The organism is Ruegeria sp. ABM4_193 (assembly GCF_056158705.1).
Genome location: NZ_JBSWTT010000004.1, coordinates 30,079 through 53,336 on the forward strand (window position 1 = coordinate 30,079; position 23,258 = coordinate 53,336).

A 23,258-nucleotide genomic window follows, 5' to 3' on the forward strand; every position below is an offset into this window, starting at 1 on the left:
CACATGAACGTGGCGTGACGACGTCCGACAGGTTACGTTCATCTACCCCTTTTATATTCTTACTGACTCCTCGTCATCAGTAATCAGTTTTCAGCTTCCGAAGAAATGAATTACCGCCCCGAAGTAGATGGATTACGTGCGATCGCGGTGGTGCCAGTTGTGTTTTTTCACGCTGGTTTTTCATTCTTCAAAGGCGGTTTTGTCGGCGTCGATGTATTTTTCGTAATTTCGGGTTATCTGATTACCTCAATCCTTCTCAAGGAACTCGAAACAGGCACGTTTTCTCTTCTGAAATTCTATGAGCGCCGCGCACGGCGCATTCTGCCCGCTCTTACGGTTATGGTTTCCGCCTGCATACCGGTGGCGATTTTCCTAATGACCCCGACGGAAGCAAAGAATTTTGCGCAAAGCGTCGCTGCCGCCGGACTTTTTGCTTCGAACGTATTGTTCTGGGTCGAGAGCGGTTATTTCGATCTCGACTCGGAAAAGAAGCCGCTCCTTCACACTTGGAGTCTCGCGGTCGAAGAGCAGTTTTATATCGTATTCCCGCTGCTTTTGCTGCTGTTGTGGACCTATAGAAGAAGACTGCTTGTTCCCATCTTAGTGCTTTTGGCCCTGCTCAGCTTTGTGCTGTGCGAATGGGGTTCGCGAAATGCACCAAGCGCCACATTCTTTCTTGCGCCGGCGCGTGTCTGGGAGCTGTTGGCTGGATCGTTCTGCGCCATGATCCTTCGACGTGGCTCTGCCTCCCATGATGTGCTGGCCGCATTGGGTGTCGTGATGATCGGGGTCCCCATTTTCACCTTTAGTGAGGCAACGCCATTTCCATCGGTCTTAGCCCTGCTTCCGGTCGGTGGTACAGTCTTAGTGATCCTGTTTGCCGGATCGACAACAGCAACGGGTAAATTGTTGGCCAAGCCTGTATTTGTCGGTCTCGGGCTTATCAGCTATAGTGCCTATCTTTGGCATCAACCGCTCTTTGCCTTCGCCCGTCTCTGGACACCATGGGACCCATCGCCAACCGTTCTCGTCTGCCTGATCATTTTGACATTCGTGATCGCGTATCTAAGCTGGCGCTACATTGAAACGCCGTTCCGCCGGACTTCTGGGCCGCATTCAATTCCCCGGAGGCCGGTTTTCATCCTGGCAGTCACGGTCTCATTGTTGTTTGTGGCATTCGGCGTCTGGGGACAGATGACAAAAGGCTGGCGCAACGCCTATCTGGCCCGGATGCCTGAGGCAGAAAAACGCATGCTTACCCTGATCGAGCATGCATATAACGAACAACTCGCCAATGCGTTGTCGCGATTTGACAATGGCAACTGCGTCTTCGACGTCCGCATGGTTGATGAGACCGTACGCCAGCGTGTCATCGACTGCGCACAGAAGTATGGCCCCGGAATTCTCGTTCTGGGCGACAGTCACGCAATTGATCTTTATGGCGCGGTTATAACCACATCACAGACCAATGAGCCCTTCATAATCGGAGTTGTCTCAGGCGGCTGTCGCCCGCATACGCTTTTGCCCGGTTGCGCCTACATAGAACTTGCCGAGTTCATTGAAGATCACCCAAATGTCTTTGAATTCGCCATCTTTGAGCAGGCCGGTTTTTATCTATTGCACGGGGCCGGGTTTGATTTAGGCGGAAGGCGTATGTTCACAAGGTTGTCGCCAAATGAACCTGTACCCCGTTTTGAACCCCACATGGGTTATGTTCAGGCCGTAAAGGACTATCTGGAACACATTGCATCCCATATTCCGACAGTCTGGCTATCCCCCCGGATTGAGCCACATATTCAGCCGACTTATATTCGGAAGGTGGGATGTGAATACCCTTATATGCTTCGGCCCGGAACGGAAGAGGTATTTTTGAAACTCGAAGCTACAATCGCCGAAACACTTTCAGCATCGCCAGTAGAGTTCATGTCACAGCACAACTTGCTCAAACTGTCTTTCCCGGAAGACTTCTTATCCTGTGATGTTCTTTTCTGGTCGGATGGCGATCACTTCAGCAACGCTGGTGAAGAACGATTTGGAAAAAGGATGCAGGTTGTTCAAAACGCACGTGCGGTGCTTGGGCTGGAGCGGAAGTAAGGCTCTTGGCGCCTGACGTTCTACAAACCTCTGTTTTAGGCTCTGAAGATGTAGGCCCCTCCTGCTGACCCCAATGTTCCATTGCGGATTTGCAGACAACCTGACCGGAGGCATCCATGTAGTTGAGTTGTCGGCGGATATATCTGTGATAGTTCCCCGGAAACTCGGTATATTAAAAGATCAATAGAATTAGTGTGCAATATACTATCTTTTTGCGCGTTTCTTTTGCAGTTCTGAAAACCTTAATTTATACCCGATAAGTATTCCTTATCAAGTATAATTGATTTTGCGGGAAAATGGGCGCAGAGTGGGCCGTATGAGCACCCCTGAGCCCTATCTCCCCGCCCCCTCCCCTGCCCTGTCGCAGTCTGACCAGGACGCCCTGACCGATCTCTATGTCCGCGGCACACCCGCCAACACGCTCAGGGCCTATGAGCGCGATTTGCTCTATGTAACGGCCTGGAAGGCCGCCCGGTTCGGCGCGGCACTGGATTGGCCGGAATCCGAGACCACTGCACTTGCCTTTATTCTCGATCACGCCCGCAATCTGAATGACGCAACAGAAACGGATGTGGCGCGCGAAACCGCAGAAGCGCTGATTGTTCAGGGGCTGCGCAGATCCCTCGTCTGCCCGGCCCCATCGACACTGGACCGACGCATCGCCTCCTGGCTGGCGTTTCACCGGATGAAGAACCTCCCCTCCCCATTCGAGGCGCCACAGGTGAAACAGGCCCGGGCCAAGGCGCGCCGCGCCGCCGCCCGGCCCCCTGCCCCAAAGTCGCAGCACCCGATTACCCGGGACGTGCTGGAGCAGTTGCTCGCCACGTGTCGGGGCACCCGGCGCGATTGCCGGGATCGGGCGCTCCTGATGCTCGGCTGGGCCAGCGGTGGGCGACGGCGATCTGAGATAACCGGGCTGATGCGCGAGGATGTCAGCCTGAAAGCATTCGAAAAAGAGGGGCTGGTCTGGCTCTCGCTGCTGGAGACTAAGACCACAGCCAAGGGCGAAACCCCGCGGCTGGTCCTGAAGGGCCGTGCGGCGCAGGCGCTGGTGCATTGGATTGAAGTGGGGCAGATCGAGGGCGGGCCCCTCTTCCGCCCTGTCTCCAAGGCCGATCGGGTACTAAGTCGCCGTCTGTCCCCGGATGCGATCGCACAGATCGTTCGTCACCGGCTGAAACTGGCCGGGCTACCGGACGACTTCGCCTCACCCCATGGGCTGCGCTCTGGGTTTTTGACCCAGGCCGCACTCGACGGAGCGCCGATCCAGGCCGCCATGCGCCTGTCCCTGCATCGCTCGATGGCACAGGCGCAGAAATATTATGACGATGTCGACATCGCAGAAAACCCGGCCGCAGATTTGCTGGGGTGAAAACCCGCTTTTTGGAATCCAACCCTACGGGCATTCGCTGGCAAATATTTTGGTTACCAGATTTGATATTCTCGCTACCTACCCCTCAGCAATCTGGTTACGCATCTCATGATTTTGTTTTCTCTTGAATGAAGTAATGGGGAGAGCACAGCGAAATTTGTTTTGCCCCTCCTCCCAACACGACCACGAATGAAGCAGAGTGAAAGCATAGCAAAAGAGGCTTAGGAAACCAAAGCTTCTCAAGCGCATATCCTGGCAATAGGCTGCTAATTGATTGAGTGGGTTCGGAGTATTTAAGTGTTCAATAATGTCAATCTGACCGTTTTGCAGTCCTTTGTGATAAGCGCAGTTGTTTTCTGCATCGCAACCCTGCCGGGGTTGTTGCTGGACGGGTACAACCCTGATGACTGGCGACAACTTCAGGGGGCACCCGCAGGCGGCATGCCTCTCAACTGGACCACTGAAGAAGGCAGATGGGCAATGGAAGCGCTTTATGTATTTGCCATGGGAGAACAGTTCCTGACACCCATTCAGGCTCCCCTCGCCTTTGTCTGCCTGTTCTGGATTTCATGGGTCCTAGCACGCATCGTCATCGATGAGCCCCAAGCCCCACTCGCCGCGACCGTGATTTTCAGCCTGAGCATTTGCCACCTCTACATGATCGATGCGCTGAATTTCTCGTCGCACGTCTTCGCGTTTCCACTGGCACTCGCACTGTCTCTGCAGGCGTACCGCATCTTCTGGTATCTTGCCGAACGACCAATCGGTCTGGGCTGGTTTGCCCGCGCCTTTCTCGCAATACAAATGCTGGCTTTTTCCTGCGCGATCTATCAGCCTTTCGCCCCATTCGGGGCCCTGTTCATCGCACTGAAGATCATTCGGTACGACAAGTTTCCCCTGAAAATCGTTACGCTTGCTGTCCTCATGGCCTTAGTTGGGTCTGTTTGTGCCATTCTCGTCTATCTGCTGGAGTGGCGGATCGCTGTAGGCCTGAGTTCCCATACCGGAGAAGTCACCCGTTTCAGCCAACCAAGCTCAGACCAGATTCTGCAAAAACTGGCGGCATTGCCATCCTTCTGGAAACGATTGCACTCAGGCGGGTTGCAATACACCCCCTGGATTATTCAACTGATTTACGCAGCCACTCTGGCAATGACACTGTTGGCATCCGGATGGGCGGCGCTCTGCGCTTTGCGGACAGCTGGTCTTGTCCCTGCGGTGCGGGTGGCATTGGGCGCCTTTGCGGGTCTCTTCATTCTGCCGGTGATCGCATGGTTTGCGTATACAAGCCTCTGGATGCCAGGGCGCGTGGTGGCCTATCTGCCTTTCGCGATATTCTCCGTTCTGGTCTGTTCCGGCCAGTTATGCGGCTGGTGGCAACGCGGCTCTGTCATTGGTGCGCTTCTCAGGGGTGGCGCAGTAGGGCTGGTCACTGTTTCAGTAGCGCTGAGTCTCATCGTCTGGATGGACCAAGTAGAAACTGGACGACGTGACACGCAAACCGCGCATGCAATCTTTGAACAGGTCTCTGAAACCCCAGGTTTTGATGGCAGGAACTTTCGCATCTCGGGCGGGCTGAGCTATCCCGAACTCAGTTGGGGTGGACTTCTGGGATGGACCGTCTTTCATCGTAACAACCCAATGCCGGGTATCTTCACCGAGCTTTATGGTCGCCCGATGGAGCCGGTCTTTGTCGCTGACAGCCCCATACCGTGCCCTGCCTTTCCGGAACCAGGCGCGGTCTTTCACGACGGCCACACCATTCACGTCTGTTTAGAATCTTCATCCGGCCTGAAAGAGCAGGTCGATTGTATCGATGTCGGACATGATGAAGCACTGTGTCGAACCGAAGACATGCTTGTCTGGCAACGCCCCGCCTGCGAGGTTCTGCCCCTTGCAGGTGCCGCCACGCGCTTTCGACTGGAAAATGGTGATGGCCGGGAAAAGTTGGCTGTCTTCACGCTTGAGGATCCGGGCATTCCAATCGACGGGCGATGCCACTATGCGCAGCGTCTTGGCAGGTTCGAGTATAACGCTGTTGCTGTCGAACGCTTCAATGGAAAGGAATGGGATACAACCGAGGCTCAGACCATACCCTGACCAGTGTTTCGCGCGCGAAACATTAGCTGTCGCGGGATTGTAACCAAGCCCGCAGGTCCGCCAGGAATGCTTCAGACATTCCCCGACCGGAAAGAATGATCTGCGTTCCGTTCCGGTTCGGCTTCAGCTGAATGTTTCCTATTGTCTCTTTAGGGGATGTATCAGAGTCTGATACAGATGAATTCCCGCGTTCTGAGCTGCTGCTATTTACTGCCTGTGTCAGGGCAGACAACTCTGCATCCGATGTCTCGGCCCCGACTTTACCCAGCGTTTTGAGAAGCGCAGATACCGCCTTTGGATCGTCCTTCAGGACCTTGGCAATCGACAGCCCCAATCGTTCAGGAATGGCCGAAGGGAACTGTAGATAATCATCCAACGCGTGATAGATCGCGATGAACGAGCCAATCTTCGATCGTTTGGCCCGGCTGGCCGATGCGAACAGACCGCGCAGGGCAGCAGCCTCGTCCGGGTAAACGCCCTGCTCAGCCGCACGGGCCACGATCCGGGCGCGCTCGTAATAGCTCAGACCAACACGGATTTCGTTTTCCTCGACCATGGCTATGTAAGCATCTGATGCGCTCTGTGGTTGCCTGAGGAAAGCGCGCACGGTTGAAAAGCGCGCCTCACCCGTCTCCTGCACAAGCGCTCGCAGCGCGGTCATGCGCCGCCAACCCGAGATTAGGCCATACTGCCCTTCGGTCAATTCCACGACCTCGATCGGTGTTTGCTGCCCGCGTGCCTTCAGGCTTTCCTTCAGCGCCTCCATATCCGCGTCATCAGCCGTCATCCGGTCGCGCACCAGATAGGTTTCCTCGATGGCGTCCAGCGGCAGGTCCTGCACCAAACGACCTTCGGCGCGGGCAGCACGCAATTCTCCGGACAGCTCTTCCAAAGCGGCCTGAGCTGCCGTGGCTCCGGCCACCTGTGCAACCGGCGGTGCAGCGCGGGGCGTCTCAGCAGGGAACATGGGGTTCAACCCGGGGGCAGGGCGGTTGTCTTCCAGATAATCCGGCCGGGCTGGGGTCAGTCGTTTGCGTTTCGCCATCACTTTTTCCTTTTCCTGCTCGGATCAGCCTCTGTTTCGGGGCACAGAAGACGTGTTTCGCGCGCGAAACATCGCGCTCAGAGCGACAATTCCGGTGTTCCTGCCTCTTCAGCCTGCTGGGCCCGCTCTTCGCCTCGCCAGACGCCAATCAAAAGTTTTTTGAACGAGGCATAAGTGGCGTCAAAGGTTTCCCGCCCGCGCACATAGGTCTCGCGGTTGAAATCGCGGTAATCCGCCTCGTAGATGCCGTTGACCTGTTCCCCGGCCTGACCAATCAGCGCCGTGTAGCCCTGCCAGTGCGGCGACAGGGTGCGGCCCAGATAGGCTTGCATCAGCCCGGCCAGCTCGGCCTGCTGGCTGCCGTCATAGCGGGTGATGATCGTGCGCACTGCGTCCCATTGAAACGCCATCTCAGGGCGCCCCAACGCGCGGGCGGCCATGTTCTCACCATCTTCGATGGACTGGAACGTCGAATGCAGCATGTCGAAGAACCGGCCGGTGGAATCGAACTCCAGAAACGAGGCCCCCATGGGCACCAGCAGGATATCCGAGGCCGCCAGCCCGTTGATCGTCAGATAGCCCAGGGCAGGGGGGGTATCGATGAAGATGATGTCATAGTCGTCCAGCACCCCATCCTCGTCCAACGTATCGGTCAGTGCATCCCAAAGCTTCCAGCTGCGGCCTTGCATCCGCCAGACCGGGATCTGGAATTCAGCCCAATAGAGGTTCAGCTGAGCACCGATCAGATCGATATTCGGCCAGTGGGTGGTCTGGATCAGATCGCTGCTGCGGGTTTTCAGCGCCTCGGACAGGGTGTCGTCAATCGGATGCGGCGCTTCACCCCGGTCAAGCCGCCCCTGATTGTCGCGGCGCAGATGGGTGGCGTAATGACGGGCGAGCAAGGGGAACACCGTCTGCCATTCATCGCTGACCTTGCCGCCGAAGATCGACGTCATCGAGCCCTGGCTGTCCAGATCGATGACCAACACCTTGTAGCCGTCCAATGCGGCGGACATGGCCAAATGCGCGCAGGTCGAGGTTTTGCCCACGCCGCCTTTGAAATTGGCCACCGAAACGATTTTGGCTGGCAACCCTTCAGGACGGTAGGGACGGTATTCTTTCGCCTTGGATCCTTCCGAAGCAAAATATGTCCGCAGCCGAAGAACCTCATCCAACGTGAACCACTTGGCCCCGCCTTCGGTTTCAGACTGCCCTTGCGGCAAATCCGGGTTACCTTTGAGCACACGCCTAAAATGGGCAGGCGCCACAGGGATCAGATATTTGGTAATCTCCCATGTTGAAAACAGGCGCAGCTTTTTTTGCCCGTCGTCTTCCAGACCGCGGTTCGCCAGATCTGCCCGTCCTCGGGCACAGGCATCTGCAATCTGCGAAAATTCATGTGTTCCGGTTGGTTCACCCAGTTCAGCATGGGCCAGATCGGGATCGATATTGAAATAAGGGGGAAGCCCTTCGGACGGTGTTGCTCGCATTGAAAATCTGCTCATGTGCTATGTTTTGGTCAATATACCACAAAATGGGGCATGTGGAAGCATTGTGAGCATAAAACCGAATTTTCTAAGCAAAAATAAGGGGTAAATTCCCTTTGAAAGGCAGGTTTAGGGTGAGTGGTCAAAAAATATCCAGTTAGAATCCTGTTAATTTATTAGTTACGGGTAAGCCTTGCTCTCTTTAAGTATAAGAAAAAAAAGAGATTTTTGTGTTTTTTTATGTCTACAGTGAATCTGATCCCACGATAAGGTGACTCTGATCCCACGTTGTAGTGACTCTGAACCCACGTTCCGGCGGCTTTACGCCTCCTGTGGATAACTCTACGGTAAGCGTCAATAAAACCACGAACAAAGATTCGGGCAGGACATATGGGCAGGGCAGTATGAGCGGGTCGGGGGCGTTGTTGCCCGACCGGCACCCAACGGGCGATTTTTTTGTATGCGACATCTTCGATGCGCTGCCCAAGACAGATATGGGATCGATGGAGCATCCGATGTTTTCGCTCTCGACCCGGCCGGACCGGCGGATTCTGAATTACGAACATAACGGGGTCGAGATTACGGTGACGCCTTCGGTGCGCGGTTTGGCGACGATCCATGACAAGGACATCCTGATCTTTTGTATCAGCCAGCTGATGGCGGCGATCAATGCGGGCCGGACGGTCAGCCGGGTGCTGCATCTGAAGGCGCATGATCTGCTGGTCGCAACCAATCGCGAAACCAGCGGTGACGGCTACAAGCGTCTGCGCGAAGCGTTCGAGCGGTTGGCGGGCACAAGGATCACCACCAACATCGTTACCGGCGAAAAGGAAACCACCACCGGCTTTGGCCTGATCGAAAGCTGGGAGATCGTCCGTCACACAAGGGCAGGCCGGATGGTCAGCGTCAGCGTGAAATTGTCAGACTGGCTGTTTCGGGCGGTGCTGGCGAAATCGGTTCTGACCCTCAGCCGTGATTACTTCCGCCTGCGCAAACCGCTCGAGCGGCGGATCTATGAACTGGCGCGCAAACATTGTGGCCGTCAGCCCGAGTGGCGGATCTCGGTTGAGGTGCTGCTGAAGAAATCAGGGTCAGCCTCGCCCCGCCGGGTGTTCCGCAAGATGATCCGCGACATGATCGCGGCCGATCACCTGCCTGATTACGAGATGAGTGAAGAGCCAGGCGACCTGATCCGGTTCTCGCGCAGGGGGCAGGTGGTCGAGGGACCGGACAAGCCGATCCTGCCCTCAGATGCGCTGGAAGAAGCCCGGGCGATGGCGCCGGGCCGCGATGTCTATGCGCTGGAGGCGGACTGGTTGGCCTATTGGGCCGCGTCGGGCCGCCCACAGATCAGGAACCCGCAACGGGCGTTTCTAGGCTATGTGGCCAAGCGGGTCGCCGGACCGGACTAGGGGTCAGCTGGAATAGGCGGGGTTTTGTTTTTGCCCGCGTGCCTTCACGGCATTAACCGCGGCAACAACGATGAGGGCAGCAATGATGAACAACCAGCCAAAGAGGATATAGCTGCCCAGTGCCACAAGAATGGATGCGCCGGAGAACAAAGCAACCCCAGCGGCGCACAGGCCGACAAGAATGGCTATTCCGATAACTCCGATCATGTTTTCCAAGTCCTCCAGCTATGGTCTTGGTCTGGCTAGTTCCCGAGCGGGTGCAGCTATGCCATTGGGCAAATACCCAAAATGATTCCGCGATGAAATCATGGCAAAACTTTGGACCACTAAGGGTTAAAATTTGGTTATTTTTACCTGATGGAGCTTTGCTCCACTACTCGCGCGACACTGCTTATAATTTATTGAGACATGAATATGTCTGAACAGATAGTTCCTTAAAACTTTTGTGACAGCAATATAGAACGCCGAGGACCCCTGAAAATGTGCAAAGGTCCGCCTATGCCACCGCACTGTCAATCCGCGATCATTTGGACGGAATGGCAGATGAGCGTGCGCTTTGGCCATTGAAGGATCAAAGGTTTGATGGATGGCTCCGGAGGGTCACATTTTGACCAAACGCCCGTCCGCCACCTTGATCCCCTGCTTTTCAAAAACGTTGCGCGTGTCGAAGACCAGCGCCGCCTCGCGTGCGACCAGATCGTAATCCGGCGCGCTGTGGTCGGTGATTACAGCTACGGCGGCGTAACGTTTCAGGTTGTCCGCCGTCAGCGGCTGCGAGGTCCGGCCCGCCAGTTGCGGGTATTCGCCGCCTTCGGGCAGGCGCGGGAAATACGGATCGTGATAGTCAACCTCGGCGCCCAGTTTCTCCAGTTCGTCCAGTAACACCAGCGCCGGGCTGCGGCGGGTATCCTCGACATCGCGCTTATAGGCGATGCCCATCAGCAGGATGCGCTGTCCGGTCAGGGGCTGCCCGGTTTCCGCCAGCGCGGACCCGTTGCGCGCGGCCAGTTCTGCCGCCATCCGTGCCGCCAACATCTCGGGCACCGCGTCATTGCTGGTGCGGGCCAGATTGATCAGCGGTGTATCAGATCCTGCATCCGCGGCGCGCCAGGCCAGATAGGCCGGAGACACGGGGATGCAGGCCCCACCAATTCCGGGACCGGGATAGAAGGGCATGAAGCCAAACGGCTTGGTCGCCGCAGCTTCGATCACTTCCCAGACATCCACGTCCATTGCTTCAAGCGCGGTCTTCAACTCGTTGACCAGCGCAATATTGACGGTGCGAAAGCTGTTTTCGACCAGCTTCACAGCCTCGGCTGTGGCGGCCGAACTCACCGGCACGGCGCTGGTGACGATGGCGCGATAGAAATCCTCGACCAGTTGCCGCGATTGCGGATCGTCGGCACCGACCACCTTGGGAATGCTGTGCGTGTCGAACTTGTCATTGCCGGGGTCTTCGCGCTCGGGCGAGAAGGCCAGGAAGAAATCGGAACCCGCCCGCAGACCGCCCGCTTCGAGGATCGGCTGAACCAGTGTCGTTGTGGCGCCGGGCCAGACGCTGCTTTCCAGCACTACCATCTGACCGGGGCGCAAATGCTGTGCGATGGTTTGTGCGGCAGCCGCGACAAAACGCATGTCCGGGTCTTGTGCGTCAGTCAGCGGGGTCGGCACACAGATCAGGATGATATCGGCCTCGGCAAGTGCTGCGGCGTCCTGCGTCGCACGGAATTTGCCGTTGGCTACCGCCTGCGCGATCCGGTCCTGTTCCAGGTACGAGATGACCTGATCGCCCTGATTGATCCGCGCCACCCGATCAGGGTTGAGGTCAACGCCGGTCGTGTCGAACCCCTTATCATAAGCCGTCAGTGCCAGCGGCAAGCCGACATAACCCAGCCCCACCACGGCAACCCGCGCATCGCGCGCCGCGATAAGCTGCTTGAGGGACTGATGGTGCGAGGTTTCGTAGTTCATAATCTATCCTGATCGTACAAAGTCACACTGAAATCAATTCGAGGTGCGGACGCCGGAAGGCCCCGCCTTTTCCACGGATAGGGCGGAACGGGTGCGAATCCAACATATTTGTCCGCCCGGCCCTAGGCTGCAGTGCCGTGTTTCCCGAAAGGGCTTAATTTTTGAGTCACGGCAATACTGTTGAGAGACCTTTGATAAAGCCAGGCCGGGCGGATTTTTTGTCATTTCGGGTGCAACGCATTCCGAAACGACGCCTCGGCCAGTTCGGCGCCCTTGTCCCAGCTAAAGCCCGAAGCCTGTACCAGTGCCTTTTGCGACAGGTCGTTTTGCAGGCCCGGTTCGCGCAGCAGGCGGATGGCTTGGTTGGCCAGGGCTTGGCTGGACAGGGGATCGAAATACAGCCCGCCATTGCCCACTACTTCCGGAAGGCTGCCGCGATCCGAGGACAGAACCGGCGTGCCGCAGGACATCGCTTCAAGCGCGGGCAGGCCGAAGCCCTCCCAGAGCGACGGGAAGACTAGTGCGTCGGCGGCGTTCAGCAAGGCGGCAAGTTGCTCATCATCGATCTCGCCGGTAAAGACGATGCTTTCCGACCGGGCGGCGTCAGCAGCGGAGCTGGCCTTAAGGTCTTCGACATTGTCCCAGAACCGCGCGCCGATGGTACGTCCGACAATGGCCAGACGTGCATTTGGCACATGATCCAGAATGGCCGGCATCGCCTCGATCAGGCGCAGCACGTTCTTGTGTCGGTTGAACCCGCCCACATAGACGAGCAAACGGGCATCGGGCGGAAGGCCATATGCCTGACGCGTCTGCGCCAGAAGCTGTGTGTCCTGGATTTGCCGAAAGACTGGCTCGGCCCCTTCAGTGATGATGTCGGTGTGCGCGGCGGGAATGCGCAGGATGCGTTCCAGATCATCGGCGGACGCCTGCGAGATTGTCATGATCCGCGTAGCCTGTTTCTTAGCCAGCCAGCATTTCGCCTGCCACAGGCGGAAGTTCAGCTTTTTGGGAAAGATCAGATCGGGAAAGCGTTCGGGAATAGTGTCGTGAAAACACACGACCGACGGCCGCCAGGTCAGTTGCGGGAAATAGGAATAGACCGCCGGGTAGAAGAACAGATCGCAGTCCATCTGCCGCGCGGATCTGGCCATGGTCATCAAATCCGCCCCGCCGCGTGCCGAAGCGCCAGAGGAGGCCTCTGACATCGACTTTTCCGATCCGGCGATCCTGACATCTACTCCTTCGGGCACGGGGCGTGTCGGTTCCTGATCGAACAGCAGCGTATAGCGGAACCCTGTCTGCCGGGCCGCGAGCGCGGGGATCAGATTGCGGGTGAAGCGTCCAAAGCCGCGTTCATTTTCCCAGGAACTGGCATCTACACCGATATGCAGCATGTTCTTGCCTTGATAGCGGTCCTAAAATCCGGACCATGCGGTTGCGTTTCAAATGACGGGCATGGCGTCAGCCATACCGGCTCCGCAAATAGTCTGCTGTCGCCGCCAATCCTTTTTCAAGCGGATAGTCGGGCTGATAGCCCAGCCGTTCCTGTGCATGTGCGATGCTGCACTCGCCTTTGGAGGCAAAAAGCTCCAGCAGGTGTCGGTCGGGATAGGTAGCACCATCGCCGGAGGACACGCGCCTTTTAATAGTGCGTACCAGCGTCTCAAACCGCTCGCGCCCCAACAGCGTGCGGCCAAGCGCCCCGATCCGGGCTGCTGCAGAAAGGGTCTCGGTGCCTGTGTCATGATCTGGCTCGAGCCCAAGCCGGTCCGAGAGCGCCCCATAAGGTTCCAGGCGGATGTCGCCCTTGCCGATGATCCGGGAATAGCCTGTCAGCAGGGCAGACCAGGCAACTGGTTCAGGGCCCGAGATGACGAACCGTTCCTGGCCCAGATCGTCGACTAGGGCCGCCCTGAGAATGGCCTGCACCACATCATCGACGAACACGCCGTTACACAGACCTTCGGGTTGCGGCAGAATCTGCGTTCCTGCCGCAAGATTTCCTGTCAGCTGATCTGTCCACAAGGCGCTGCCGGGTCCATAAATCAAGGTGGGTTGAAGGATGGCGACCGGGATGGGGCCGGCCATCAATTGTTTCTCCATCTCGATCTTGGCCTGGCGATATGGGCTGCCGCCCGGGCGTTGCATGGGGCTGGTTTCATCCAAATCCGCGTTGGGCCAGCTGTCATAGACCACGATGGAACTGGTATGGATGATCCTTTTGATGCCAGCATCCTGCGCCGCGCCAAATAACGCTGTAAAATCCGATAGGTTCTTCTTGGAAGTGGCCCGCACGTCATAGGCCAGATGTATCAGTATATCGTGATCGCGCAGGTCATCTGCGACAGTGGCCCGGTCGCCAAGGGAGGCGGTCGCCACACGAGCGCCCCTCGCCTCCAGATCCTTCGCGCCATGACGGCTGCGCAACATGGTCGTGACCTGCGCCCCGTTTTCCAGAAGGGCCGAAACCAGGCGCGCGCCAAGGAATCCTGTCGCGCCGGTCACGAATACCGTCCGCCCCTTCAGTTTATCCGAGCCGGTGAAGTTCACTGTTGCCAATCCTTCTTCAATTCAAATCAAGGCATGAAATCGTTGCGCCTCAGAAGCCTAGCGCAAGGTGGTTGCGCATGCTACTCCGCTAACAGATGATCTGCTGTTATAGATGTCCGGGGTGTAACACCCTATGGTTTTGAGTGAGGAATTTTATGAGGATCGGTGTGATCGGCGCAGCCGGCAAGATCGGGCAGATGCGCGTGCAGACCATTATCGACAACCCCGACACCACGCTTGCCGCAGTTATGGATACGGACATGCACCGTGCCGAAGCCGTGGCCAATGGCGCGCCGGCTTTTACAGATGTGGAAAGGTTTTTCGATGTTGGCATGGACGCGGTCATTATTTCGACGCCAGCGCATGTGCGCGAACCTTTGTGCTTGGTCGCATTTGACCGGGGATTACATGTGCTGGCGGAAAAGCCCCTTGCGACCACGGCCGAGGCCAGCCGCAGGATTGTTGCGGCGGCTCGGGCGGCGGGCAGGGCCTTGGGCGGCGGGTTCAACATGCGCTATTACCCCGCCTTCTCATACGTGAAGGATGTCATCGGGTCAGGCCAGATTGGCGAGGTCGATCATGTGCGTATATATGGTGGCCATGAGGGTTTGACGAAATTTGTGCACGACTGGGAATACAAGGCCGAGATTTCCGGGGGCGGTGCGCTGTGGGATGTAGGGATTCACATGACCGACATGGCCCGCCACATGCTGGGGGAAATCACCAGCGTTTATGGTGTCGCTACCGAAAAGGTCTGGAACGAGCCCGGCTCTGAGGACAACGCGATGGCGATCTTCAAAAGCCCTGAGGGCATTCCGGCGATCTATCAGGCGACCTGGACAGACTGGAAAGGTTACAAAAGTCAGGTCGAGGTCTATGGCAGCAAAGGCATGGTGCGCGGCGCCTACGCGCCGATGGAAGCGCTGCTGATCACCATGGATCGTCCGGGCGGCAGGCCCATCCGCCAGAATCGCCGCTATCCCGGGATCATGCTGCGGGAAAAGCTGAAATCTTGGAAAACCACGGCGCTGCTGTCCTTTGCTGATGAGCTGCAGGAATTTACCGGGCTTTGTGCGGGTCAGACGGGTTTGCGCATCTCTGACGGCCACGCTGCCCTGCGGGCGATCGAGGTTGCCGATGCACTGTGCGAAAGCAGCGTAACCGGCCAGCAGGTCACGCTCGAGGCGTTGGGGGACATGGTCGCATGACATCTGATCGGTTTCCACACGGCGCTTGGCATCCCGACCGGGCCTTGTCAGTATCTGCTGTGAAGAGGCAGGGTATTTCCAGTTGTAGGAGCTTGCGGTGACAGATCATCCAACGCTTTCCATTGTCGTGACAATTGTTGATGGCGGCACTGACCTGCGCGAATTCCTGGTGTCGGTCGCCGCATTCGAAGCTCCGCCGCCTTTGGAAATTATCGTGCCCTATGATGCGAGCGTATCAGACGCCGCCGAGTACGCGGTTGAGTTTCCGGATGTGAATTTTCTGGACCTTGGTCCGATCACGCCCGCCCACCCGATCACTTCCGAAGCGGGTCAGCATGAGCTGTTTGACCGCAGACGAGCGGCAGGGCTTGCCGCCGCCACCGGCGACGTGATTGCGATCCTTGAAGATCGCGGGCATCCGCATCCTGACTGGGCCCGCACCGTCATGCGCCTGCATGCGGAAACCGGCAAGAATGTCATTGGCGGGGCCATCGACTGCAAGGAACCGGTCTCGCTGCTCAACTGGGCGTTCTATGTGACCGATTTTGGCCGCTATGGTCTGCCCTTTGACAGCGGCCCGGCGGAATGGGTTTCGGACGTGAACGTGACCTACAGTCGGAAGGCGCTCGAGGCGACCCGCCATCTGTGGAAAGAGCGGTTCCGCGAGCCGGTCGTCCACTGGTTTCTGATCGAACAGGGCGAAGAGCTGTTGCTGTCCAATGAGCTGGTTGTCGATCATGTCCGCCCTCCGGCTCGGCTGGGCCAGCTATTGCCCGAGCGGTTTCATTGGGGCCGTCTGTTCGGCCATATTCGGGCGATGCATATGAGCGGTCCGAAACGGCTGGCCTATATCGTGTCCAGCCCGCTGATCCCGCCGGTTCTGTGGGTGCGCCATGGCCTGACACAAGCCAGCAAGGGGCGGTTTCTGCGGTATCTGACAGCGCTGCCCTATATCATCATCCTGACCATTGCCTGGACCTGTGGTGAGGTCTGGGGCTACATCACGCGCAGGCCCTGAGCGATGCAGGCACCCGGGCCAGAATACGACGTTATCGTTATTGGCTCCGGCGCCGCCGGGGGATGGGTTGCGAAGGAAACAAGCGAGCGCGGCTGCCGGACATTGATGCTGGAGGCCGGGCGCGCGCTGGACCCCAAGGATGATTTTCCCGACAGCGACCGGGCAGGCGGATCCCGCGTCAGCATCCTCAGTCGTGTCATGGCGATCCTGCGTGGGCAGCATGTTCAGGCGCGCTGCATGTCCTTCACGCCTTTGACCGGACATCTGTTCGTCAATGACCGACAGAATCCCTACACCACGCCATCCGGCGCCCATTTCAACTGGTTCCGGTCCCGTCAGGTCGGCGGGCGGCTGCATCTGTGGGGGCGCAATGCGTTGCGCCTTTCGGATCAGGAATTCAAGGCCGCCGAACAGGATGGGTTCGGGGACAGCTGGCCGATTTCCTATGCCGACCTCGACCCTTGGTATGGCCGGGTCGAACAGTTTCTGGGTGTCGCGGGCGAGGCGGCGCAAATCGAAAACCTGCCCGATGGAATTTACGACGCCCCACACCTGCTGACCAAGGCCGAACGCGCGCTCATGGCCGAGCTTGCGCAAAAATGGCCGGATCGCCCCGCCACCACCTGTCGGATCATCCGCCATGTGCCGGCGCGGACGCCTCTGCCCCTGACGGCGGCACAGGCGTCTGGGAATTTCGAGCTGCGCAGCGGGGCGGTGGTCTCAAAAATCGAAACCGATGCGCAGACGGGTCTGGCAACCGGGGTTCGCTATATCGACGCGGCCAGCGGGCAGGAGCATACCGTGAGGGCGCGGGTGATTGCGGTTTGCGCCTCGACCATTGAATCCGTGCGGCTTTTGCTGAATTCCCACGGGCCGCGTCATGAGAAGGGTCTGGGCAATTCATCAGGTAATCTGGGGCGCTACCTGTCGGATCATCTGATGGTTTTTCGGGCAGGCACTATGTCCGAGATCGAAGGGCTGGGGTCGGATCATGATCCGTATGATTTCGGTGCCCAATCCGGCATTTATATACCCGGTTTTCGCAATCGCGGTAAGCGCGAGGATTGCCGGTTTCTGCGTAGCTATTCGCTGCTGGGGTCCGTCGGGCGGATCGAACCCGGCTGGTTTTTCATGGCAATCGGAGAGGTCCTGCCGCGTGCTGAAAACCGGATAGAGCTTGACCCCAACAAACGCGATGCCTGGGGCGTTCCCGCGCCAAAAGTCACGCTGCGCCATTCCGACAATGAACGCGCGATGGTGCAGGATATGAAAGACACCCTGAAGGACGTGTCGCAAACCTTCGGCCTGCCCGATGACCTGCTGGGGCGCGAAAGCCTGGTGTCGAAACTGGCCTACAAGATGGCTGGGCCGCTGGTCTATACCCCCGACGGCGCCTTGCGGCCGGGGTCATCGATCCATGAAACCGGAGGGGCATGCATGGGAGATGATCCTGCCCGACATGTGCTTAACAGGAATCTTGAAGTGTTTGATTGCCCCAATGTCCATGTCACGGACTCAGCGTCGTTCCCGACCAATCCGTTCCAGAATCCCGGCCTGACCATCATGGCCTTGTCAGCCCGCGCAGGGGCGCGGATTGCCAAGAAGGTCACAGCAGAGCGCGCGCGCGGCATATGATGCGTCAGCTGCGGTGCCGCCCGGCCAGATCGTAATAGGTTTTCTCAAACTGATGATGCACCCAATCCGGGTCGAACCGATCCTCCCGGCTGCGTTTCAGGGCGTTTTCCGCAAGAGTTTGCCGGCGCCCCTCATCCGCCAGCACATCTGCCACAGCCGTGCAGATCGCATCAATATCGCCGATGGGCACCACCGCACCAACGCTGTCGTCGATCAGTTCGACCACGCCGGAACAGGCTGTGGCCACGGCTGGTGTTCCGGCCTGAAACGCCTCGGCGATGGTGAAGGGCAGAGCCTCCCACCGTGAGGTCAGCAGGAACAGGTCCGCCGCGCGCAGATGGCGGATCGGTTTATCGGTCCGCCCGATGAATTGCAGATGTTTGCCTAGCCCTTTTTCCTGCGCCAGAGCATGCAGCTTAGCCTCATCCGGTCCGTCGCCTGCAACGACAAAGCGGTAACCGGGGTGGGTTTCCTGCATCCGGGTGACGCAATCGATCAGGATATCGATCCCTTTTTGTGGTTGCAGGCGCGCCAGTGTAAGGATCACCCGCTCACCGTCCCCAAGCAGTTTGGCCCGCAGTTCGGCGACATCCTCTGCGCTGTCCTCGGATGGGGGCGATACACCCAGGCCGATGACCTTTAACCTGTCCTTCGGCACATTGCCGATGGTTGCCAGATCTTCAGCCGAGCGATGGCTGGGTGTGATCACCAGATCGCATTTGGCGGCAATGCGGCCAAAGGCGGCAATCCGTTCGGGCTCCGACCCGTGATAGGTGATGGCGACCGGTATGCGCCGTCCGGTGCGGGCCAGATTGGCGACCAGAGCAGGTGCGGATTCATGGCAATGAATCAGATCGACCGGATTTTCCGCCAGCCAGCGCCGCAACCGCCAGGCCGCGCCAGCCGTATGGCGTAGCCGGTTGACGATGCTGCCGCCTTCGCCCGCGACATAGCGGGTGGGCAGGTCCAGAAATCCGGCCCCCCGGTCCGGACCGGCCCAGATATCGGCGGTGCCTGCCAGCGTGATGCGATGGTTTCTGGCCTCCAGCCAGTCGCTCAACCCCAGGATATGCCGGGTGATGCCGCCCATGCCAAACTGAGAGCCCATTTCGACGACATGAAGGGGGTTTGAAGAAGGGGCGGTCTGCATCGGATGTGGGTCTGGGCCAAATTTCTCAACAATCGCGCGATCATACCACGCGCAGGGTATTTGCCCATGTCATGATGACGGTCCGGTGCAGCTTGCATTTATCTGCAGCAAGCCCGCAACACCAGTCTTCAACCGGATAGAGGCGTGACTTGTGCCTTTCGATTGCCGCAGAGATCGTGTTTCATACCGGATAGTTATTAGTAGCCCGGTATAATTCGCATGCAGTCTTTGCGCATTTTAATGTTCACCACATTTTACCCACCCTATTCCTTTGGCGGTGACGCCGTCGGGATTCAGCGTATGGCAAGGGCGCTTGTGGCACGAGGTCATGACGTGACCGTGGTGCATGACGAAGACAGTTATCTGATCCTCGGCGGCAAACCCCAGCCCGCGGGCGAGCCCGATGGAATTCGCCGGATCGGGTTGCGCAGCCGCAATGGCATGATGTCGAACCTGCTGACCCAGCAGCTTGGCCGACCGGTTGTCCATGCTGCCCGCATCCGCGAGATACTGGCCGAACGGCAGCCGGATATCATCTGGCACAACAACACATCCCTGATCGGCGGACCGGGCCTATTGCCGATGGGCGAAGGGCTGAAGGTTTATGAAGCGCATGAACACTGGTTGGTCTGTCCAACCCACGTTCTATGGCGGCACGGGCGCGAGCTGTGTGACGACCGTCAGTGCCTGCGCTGTGTGCTGAATTACAAACGCCCGCCGCAGCTGTGGCGTTATACCGGTGCGCTGGACCGGGCGCTGGACCACATGGATCTGATCATCGCCAAAAGCGAATTTAGCCGTTCCAAACATCGCGAGTTTGGCCTGCGTCAGGAGATGCAGGTGTTGCCCTATTTCCTGCCCGATCTCGACCAGAACGCCTTGCCGGAACCGGCGGCGCAGGAGCGGCCTTATTTCCTGTTTGTCGGGCGGTTGGAAAAGATCAAAGGGTTGCAGGATGTATTCTCTGCCTTTGATCGTTACCCGGATGCCGATCTGTTGATCCTTGGGGACGGAGATTATGCGGACGAGTTAAAGAAACAGGCCGCTGACAATGACCGGATCAAATTCCTGGGCCGCAAGACACTGGAAGAGCTTAACGCCTATTACCGCGGGGCCATCGGGCTGATCGTGCCGTCGGTGTGTTATGAGACCTTCGGCATCATCCTGATCGAAAGTTTCCGACTTGGCACGCCCGTCATCGCCCGCCGACTGGGACCTTTCCCTGAAATCGTCGAGCGCGCAAGCGGCGGATCGCTGTTTGAGACCGAGGACGATCTGATCGCCGCGATGAGCTACCTGCAACATCATCCCGACCGACGCGCGAGACAGGGTGCTGCCGCGCGCAAGGCGTTTCTGGCTATCTGGCACGAAACCTCGGTGCTTGAGGCGTATGGGGCCGCTCTAGCCCGCGCGGCGCATGGTAAAGGTAACCGCGCGCTGGCCACGGCGCTGGAGGCTGGGGCGTTTGAGTTCGGATCCGCAAATCAAATGCCTGCTAACCTTCGGGACAATCAGGAAAGGCTTTTCAATGACACGTAATAGAATGTCGATCGGCCCGGAGAAAAGCTCTATTTGGTGGCGAATTGCCCGATGGGTATTGCAATTGTTCGGAATTATGTTGTCGGGATTTTTGGTGGTCCTTGTGCTGCTGGCTGGGGTCATCTTAATGATCGTTGTTGCCAACACCGCGCTGCGCGATCTTGAAACCACCATGCGCGCAACCACGGATCAGGACCAGTTGCCTGAACCAGATCTTTCAACGCTGCAACGAACCGCACTTTTTATAACATCTCAGTTTCTTCCATTGCATCAGCCTGGTTTTCAGATGGTTACACCCGGCCGAGTCTTTCGCGACTGCACAGACTGCCCAGAAATGATTGAGGTTTCAAAGGGCTACTTCCTGCTGGGTTCCCCGATTTTTGAAAAGGGCCGCCATGCACATCTGTTTAGTCACACGCCCCTTCGGGCTCAGTTGAAGCTGGTTAACCGCGAGGGTCCGAGGCGTCTGGTGCACATTTCACGTCCGTTGGCATACTCTCGCTATGAGATTACGTATGGGCAGTGGCGGCAGGCCCAGGAAGACCCGGAATGGTCATCAATAACCGGGCGTGCTTCGTTTCTTCCCGACTTGGGAGCGAGCTATCGCGACGATCAGCCTATGACCGAGGTCGAGTGGAGTGACGCAAAAGCATATGCCGCTTATCTGAGCGCGAAGACCGGGTACACCTATCGTTTGCCAACGGATGCCGAATGGGAATACGCGGCCCGGGCCGGCTCGGTAACGCGGTTCCCATGGGGCAACGACATTGGCAAGAACAACGCGATCTGTGTCAACTGTTCCTCTATATGGTCTGAGCGCGAGCCTGGACCCGTCGGTCAGCATCCACCCAATGATTTTGGGCTCTATGATATGCATGGCAACGGATTTGAGTGGGTCGAGGATTGCTATGAAGCCTATCACGATCCCGTGAAAATCGACGGCTCTCCTTATGTGCAGGATGCGTGCGAATTTCGGACAGTTCGTGGAGGCGGTCCGGCTTCCCCGGGCTGGCAGAACCGATCGGCTTTCCGTGTTGGGCCACATCACTACAACCGTGGCTATGGGCATGCCATTCGCCTCGTTCGGGAATTGGACTAGGCTGGTTGGTTAGGCGTCAGGGGGCCAGTGTTCCGATCCGGTGGGCGTTGGCCATGACCGAGAAGGTGATTGTGGTGGCCGGAATGCTGGGCAGGCTTGAGGCATCGACCAGATGCACGCGCGCCAGCCCTTTGGGTCGACCCAGTATATCCGATTGTCCGGCGTGCGGCGTTTGAGCCATGGGCACTGAGCCGCCGACATGAAAGCTGGACCCCACAGCACCGGGGCGGCGGGCAAATTTGAGCGGTACCAACCCGGCCAGCTTCAGTACCTGCGCCAGGCGGGATGTGGCCCGCGCCATGATCTGTTCGGTGGCCTCATTGGTCTGGATCGTGGACACAAGCCGCCCGTCAGGGGCCAGGGTCAGATCTATGCGTGCGGAATGGTCGGAATGCAGAAATGCCTGCGCCACGATCAGCCGGCGTGCCAGCATATGCCAAACAGGGGCCGAGCCGGGCAGCTTTGCGCCATAACTGCGGATCAGATCCTGGGCATAGAACTCATTCCAGGTATAGATCTGGCTGTGCACCAAATGGGGAGAGAGATCGGGGTCATCCAGCTCGATGAAAATCTGCGGCAGGGTGTGATAGGGGACTTGATCGGGGCGGCGTGGGGCACGCCAGCGGTGAAGGCTGGGCAGGAAGAAATGCTGGCTGTCTTGCAATTGCAGGCGGGCAGCCGGATCCGCCGAAGACAGCAACAGCAGGCGCGCCGTTTCCAGAACGCCTGCGGCGACAAAAACGCGATCAGCTTTCAGTTTCTCGCCGCCATCCAGCCGGACGGTGACATGATCGGCCTGCTCCTCGAAAGCATGGGCAAGGCCGCTGCGGTAGCGGAACGCCGTGTGGTGGCGCAGATCCTCAAGTGTTTGTCTGGCCGAATAAATATGCCCCCAAGGGCACCCATGCAGACACTGGCCGCAGTAGCGACAACCCGGATCCACAGCCAGGCGCGCCATCCCGGCAGAGGCTCCCAAGCGGGCAAGATTGCTTTGGTGGTGCTCCAGACGGTGCAGAATGTGCCCGGCCTGAGGTGATGGGGTCAGCGGAACCCGGTGCTGCATCGGAAAGGCGGGGAACAGGGCCTGCAAGGCATCTTCTCGCCCGCTGACCGGCAGAAATTTGGCAACTGCCCGGTAATGCGGTGCCAAATCCTGCGCGCTCAGCGGCCAGTCGGTGATATCTGCATCCCGGTTGGGCAGGATCGCCGAGCCCCAAAGGTTGGATAACCCCCCCGCCGCATGTGAGGCACGCAATCCGATCTGATCCGGCGCAACCAGTGTGTCTGTACCCGGCACCATGGCAAAATCGGACCCGAACCGGCGCACCTGTCCGGGCGGCGTGTCTAACTGAGGGGCCTGCCAGGCCCGAATATCTGCCGCAGACCAGTCCTCAGGATCTGAGGCCGCCATCCGGTCGCGGCGCTCCCGTTCAGAGGCTTCAAGCTCTTCCCCTCCGTCTATCATCAAAACCTGACGGCCACGGTTCAGAAGGGCAATGGCCACCGATACGCCTGCTGGCCCCGACCCGATGACAAGATCGGTCACGGGGTGCGGCCCGTCTGCACTGACAGATG

The 23,258-nt window shown here is 58.2% G+C and carries 17 protein-coding genes; 9 read left to right on the forward strand and 8 right to left on the reverse strand.

Annotation, left to right across the window (positions count from 1 at the left end):
• Nucleotides 1–105 precede the first annotated feature (105 nt).
• The 3 genes from ACXADZ_RS22820 (at nucleotide 106) to ACXADZ_RS22830 (ending at nucleotide 5,566) form a co-directional block, all read left to right on the forward strand.
• Complete coding sequence (locus ACXADZ_RS22820) at nucleotides 106–2,094, forward strand: acyltransferase family protein (RefSeq protein WP_475200205.1); 1,989 nt, start codon at nucleotides 106–108, stop codon at nucleotides 2,092–2,094.
• A gap of 442 nt (nucleotides 2,095–2,536) precedes the next feature.
• The gene (locus ACXADZ_RS22825) at nucleotides 2,537–3,466 is read left to right on the forward strand and encodes a tyrosine-type recombinase/integrase (RefSeq protein WP_475200206.1); all 930 of its coding nucleotides are present in this window, start codon (nucleotides 2,537–2,539) and stop codon (nucleotides 3,464–3,466) included.
• A gap of 297 nt (nucleotides 3,467–3,763) precedes the next feature.
• Nucleotides 3,764–5,566: a hypothetical protein gene (locus tag ACXADZ_RS22830; RefSeq protein ID WP_475200208.1), complete on the forward strand. Its 1,803-nt coding sequence runs from the start codon at nucleotides 3,764–3,766 to the stop codon at nucleotides 5,564–5,566.
• Nucleotides 5,567–5,588: 22 nt separating this feature from the next.
• Here the strand turns inward: ACXADZ_RS22830 and ACXADZ_RS22835 are convergent, their stop codons facing one another.
• Nucleotides 5,589–6,611, reverse strand: a complete 1,023-nt coding sequence (locus tag ACXADZ_RS22835; protein ID WP_475200210.1) for a ParB/RepB/Spo0J family partition protein — start codon at nucleotides 6,609–6,611, stop codon at nucleotides 5,589–5,591.
• A gap of 77 nt (nucleotides 6,612–6,688) precedes the next feature.
• Nucleotides 6,689–8,116 carry an AAA family ATPase gene (locus ACXADZ_RS22840; protein WP_171136238.1) on the reverse strand — a complete coding sequence of 476 codons (1,428 nt, stop codon included), beginning with the start codon at nucleotides 8,114–8,116 and terminating at the stop codon, nucleotides 6,689–6,691.
• A 386-nt stretch (nucleotides 8,117–8,502) separates the two neighbouring features.
• Here ACXADZ_RS22840 and ACXADZ_RS22845 point away from each other — a divergent pair, with 386 nt between their 5' ends.
• Complete coding sequence (locus ACXADZ_RS22845) at nucleotides 8,503–9,510, forward strand: replication initiator protein A (RefSeq protein ID WP_475200211.1); 1,008 nt, start codon at nucleotides 8,503–8,505, stop codon at nucleotides 9,508–9,510.
• A gap of 3 nt (nucleotides 9,511–9,513) precedes the next feature.
• On the opposite strand, the gene ACXADZ_RS22850 is transcribed toward ACXADZ_RS22845, so the two are convergent.
• From ACXADZ_RS22850 to ACXADZ_RS22865, 4 genes are all read right to left on the reverse strand, one after another.
• Complete coding sequence (locus tag ACXADZ_RS22850) at nucleotides 9,514–9,726, reverse strand: hypothetical protein (RefSeq protein ID WP_171236680.1); 213 nt, start codon at nucleotides 9,724–9,726, stop codon at nucleotides 9,514–9,516.
• A gap of 384 nt (nucleotides 9,727–10,110) precedes the next feature.
• Nucleotides 10,111–11,481, reverse strand: coding sequence for a nucleotide sugar dehydrogenase (locus ACXADZ_RS22855; protein ID WP_475200213.1), 1,371 nt, complete (start codon nucleotides 11,479–11,481; stop codon nucleotides 10,111–10,113).
• A 221-nt stretch (nucleotides 11,482–11,702) separates the two neighbouring features.
• Entirely contained in the window at nucleotides 11,703–12,878 is a 1,176-nt protein-coding gene (locus ACXADZ_RS22860) for a glycosyltransferase family 4 protein (protein ID WP_475200214.1), read from the reverse strand.
• A gap of 67 nt (nucleotides 12,879–12,945) precedes the next feature.
• The gene (locus ACXADZ_RS22865; RefSeq protein WP_475200215.1) at nucleotides 12,946–14,034 is read right to left on the reverse strand and encodes an NAD-dependent epimerase/dehydratase family protein; all 1,089 of its coding nucleotides are present in this window, start codon (nucleotides 14,032–14,034) and stop codon (nucleotides 12,946–12,948) included.
• A gap of 155 nt (nucleotides 14,035–14,189) precedes the next feature.
• On the opposite strand from ACXADZ_RS22865, the gene ACXADZ_RS22870 reads away from it, so the two are divergent.
• From ACXADZ_RS22870 to ACXADZ_RS22880, 3 genes are all read left to right on the forward strand, one after another.
• Nucleotides 14,190–15,242 carry a Gfo/Idh/MocA family protein gene (locus ACXADZ_RS22870; RefSeq protein WP_475200218.1) on the forward strand — a complete coding sequence of 351 codons (1,053 nt, stop codon included), beginning with the start codon at nucleotides 14,190–14,192 and terminating at the stop codon, nucleotides 15,240–15,242.
• Between the two features lie 97 nt (nucleotides 15,243–15,339).
• A complete protein-coding gene (locus ACXADZ_RS22875; RefSeq protein ID WP_475200220.1) occupies nucleotides 15,340–16,260 on the forward strand; it encodes a glycosyltransferase in 921 nt (306 codons plus the stop codon).
• A 3-nt stretch (nucleotides 16,261–16,263) separates the two neighbouring features.
• Nucleotides 16,264–17,895 carry a GMC oxidoreductase gene (locus tag ACXADZ_RS22880; RefSeq protein ID WP_475200222.1) on the forward strand — a complete coding sequence of 544 codons (1,632 nt, stop codon included), beginning with the start codon at nucleotides 16,264–16,266 and terminating at the stop codon, nucleotides 17,893–17,895.
• 4 nt (nucleotides 17,896–17,899) lie between these two features.
• Here ACXADZ_RS22880 and ACXADZ_RS22885 read toward each other — a convergent pair whose 3' ends face one another.
• Complete coding sequence (locus tag ACXADZ_RS22885; RefSeq protein ID WP_475200225.1) at nucleotides 17,900–19,045, reverse strand: glycosyltransferase family 4 protein; 1,146 nt, start codon at nucleotides 19,043–19,045, stop codon at nucleotides 17,900–17,902.
• 240 nt (nucleotides 19,046–19,285) lie between these two features.
• Between ACXADZ_RS22885 and ACXADZ_RS22890 the strand changes: the two genes are divergently transcribed.
• Both ACXADZ_RS22890 and ACXADZ_RS22895 read left to right on the forward strand, forming a co-directional pair.
• Nucleotides 19,286–20,584: a glycosyltransferase gene (locus ACXADZ_RS22890; protein ID WP_475200227.1), complete on the forward strand. Its 1,299-nt coding sequence runs from the start codon at nucleotides 19,286–19,288 to the stop codon at nucleotides 20,582–20,584.
• Nucleotides 20,574–21,683, forward strand: coding sequence for a formylglycine-generating enzyme family protein (locus tag ACXADZ_RS22895; RefSeq protein ID WP_475200229.1), 1,110 nt, complete (start codon nucleotides 20,574–20,576; stop codon nucleotides 21,681–21,683). The genes ACXADZ_RS22890 and ACXADZ_RS22895 overlap by 11 nt, the downstream gene beginning before the upstream one ends.
• Before the next feature lie 16 nt (nucleotides 21,684–21,699).
• Here the strand turns inward: ACXADZ_RS22895 and ACXADZ_RS22900 are convergent, their stop codons facing one another.
• Complete coding sequence (locus tag ACXADZ_RS22900; protein WP_475200231.1) at nucleotides 21,700–23,229, reverse strand: GMC oxidoreductase; 1,530 nt, start codon at nucleotides 23,227–23,229, stop codon at nucleotides 21,700–21,702.
• Between the last annotated feature and the right edge of the window lie 29 nt (nucleotides 23,230–23,258).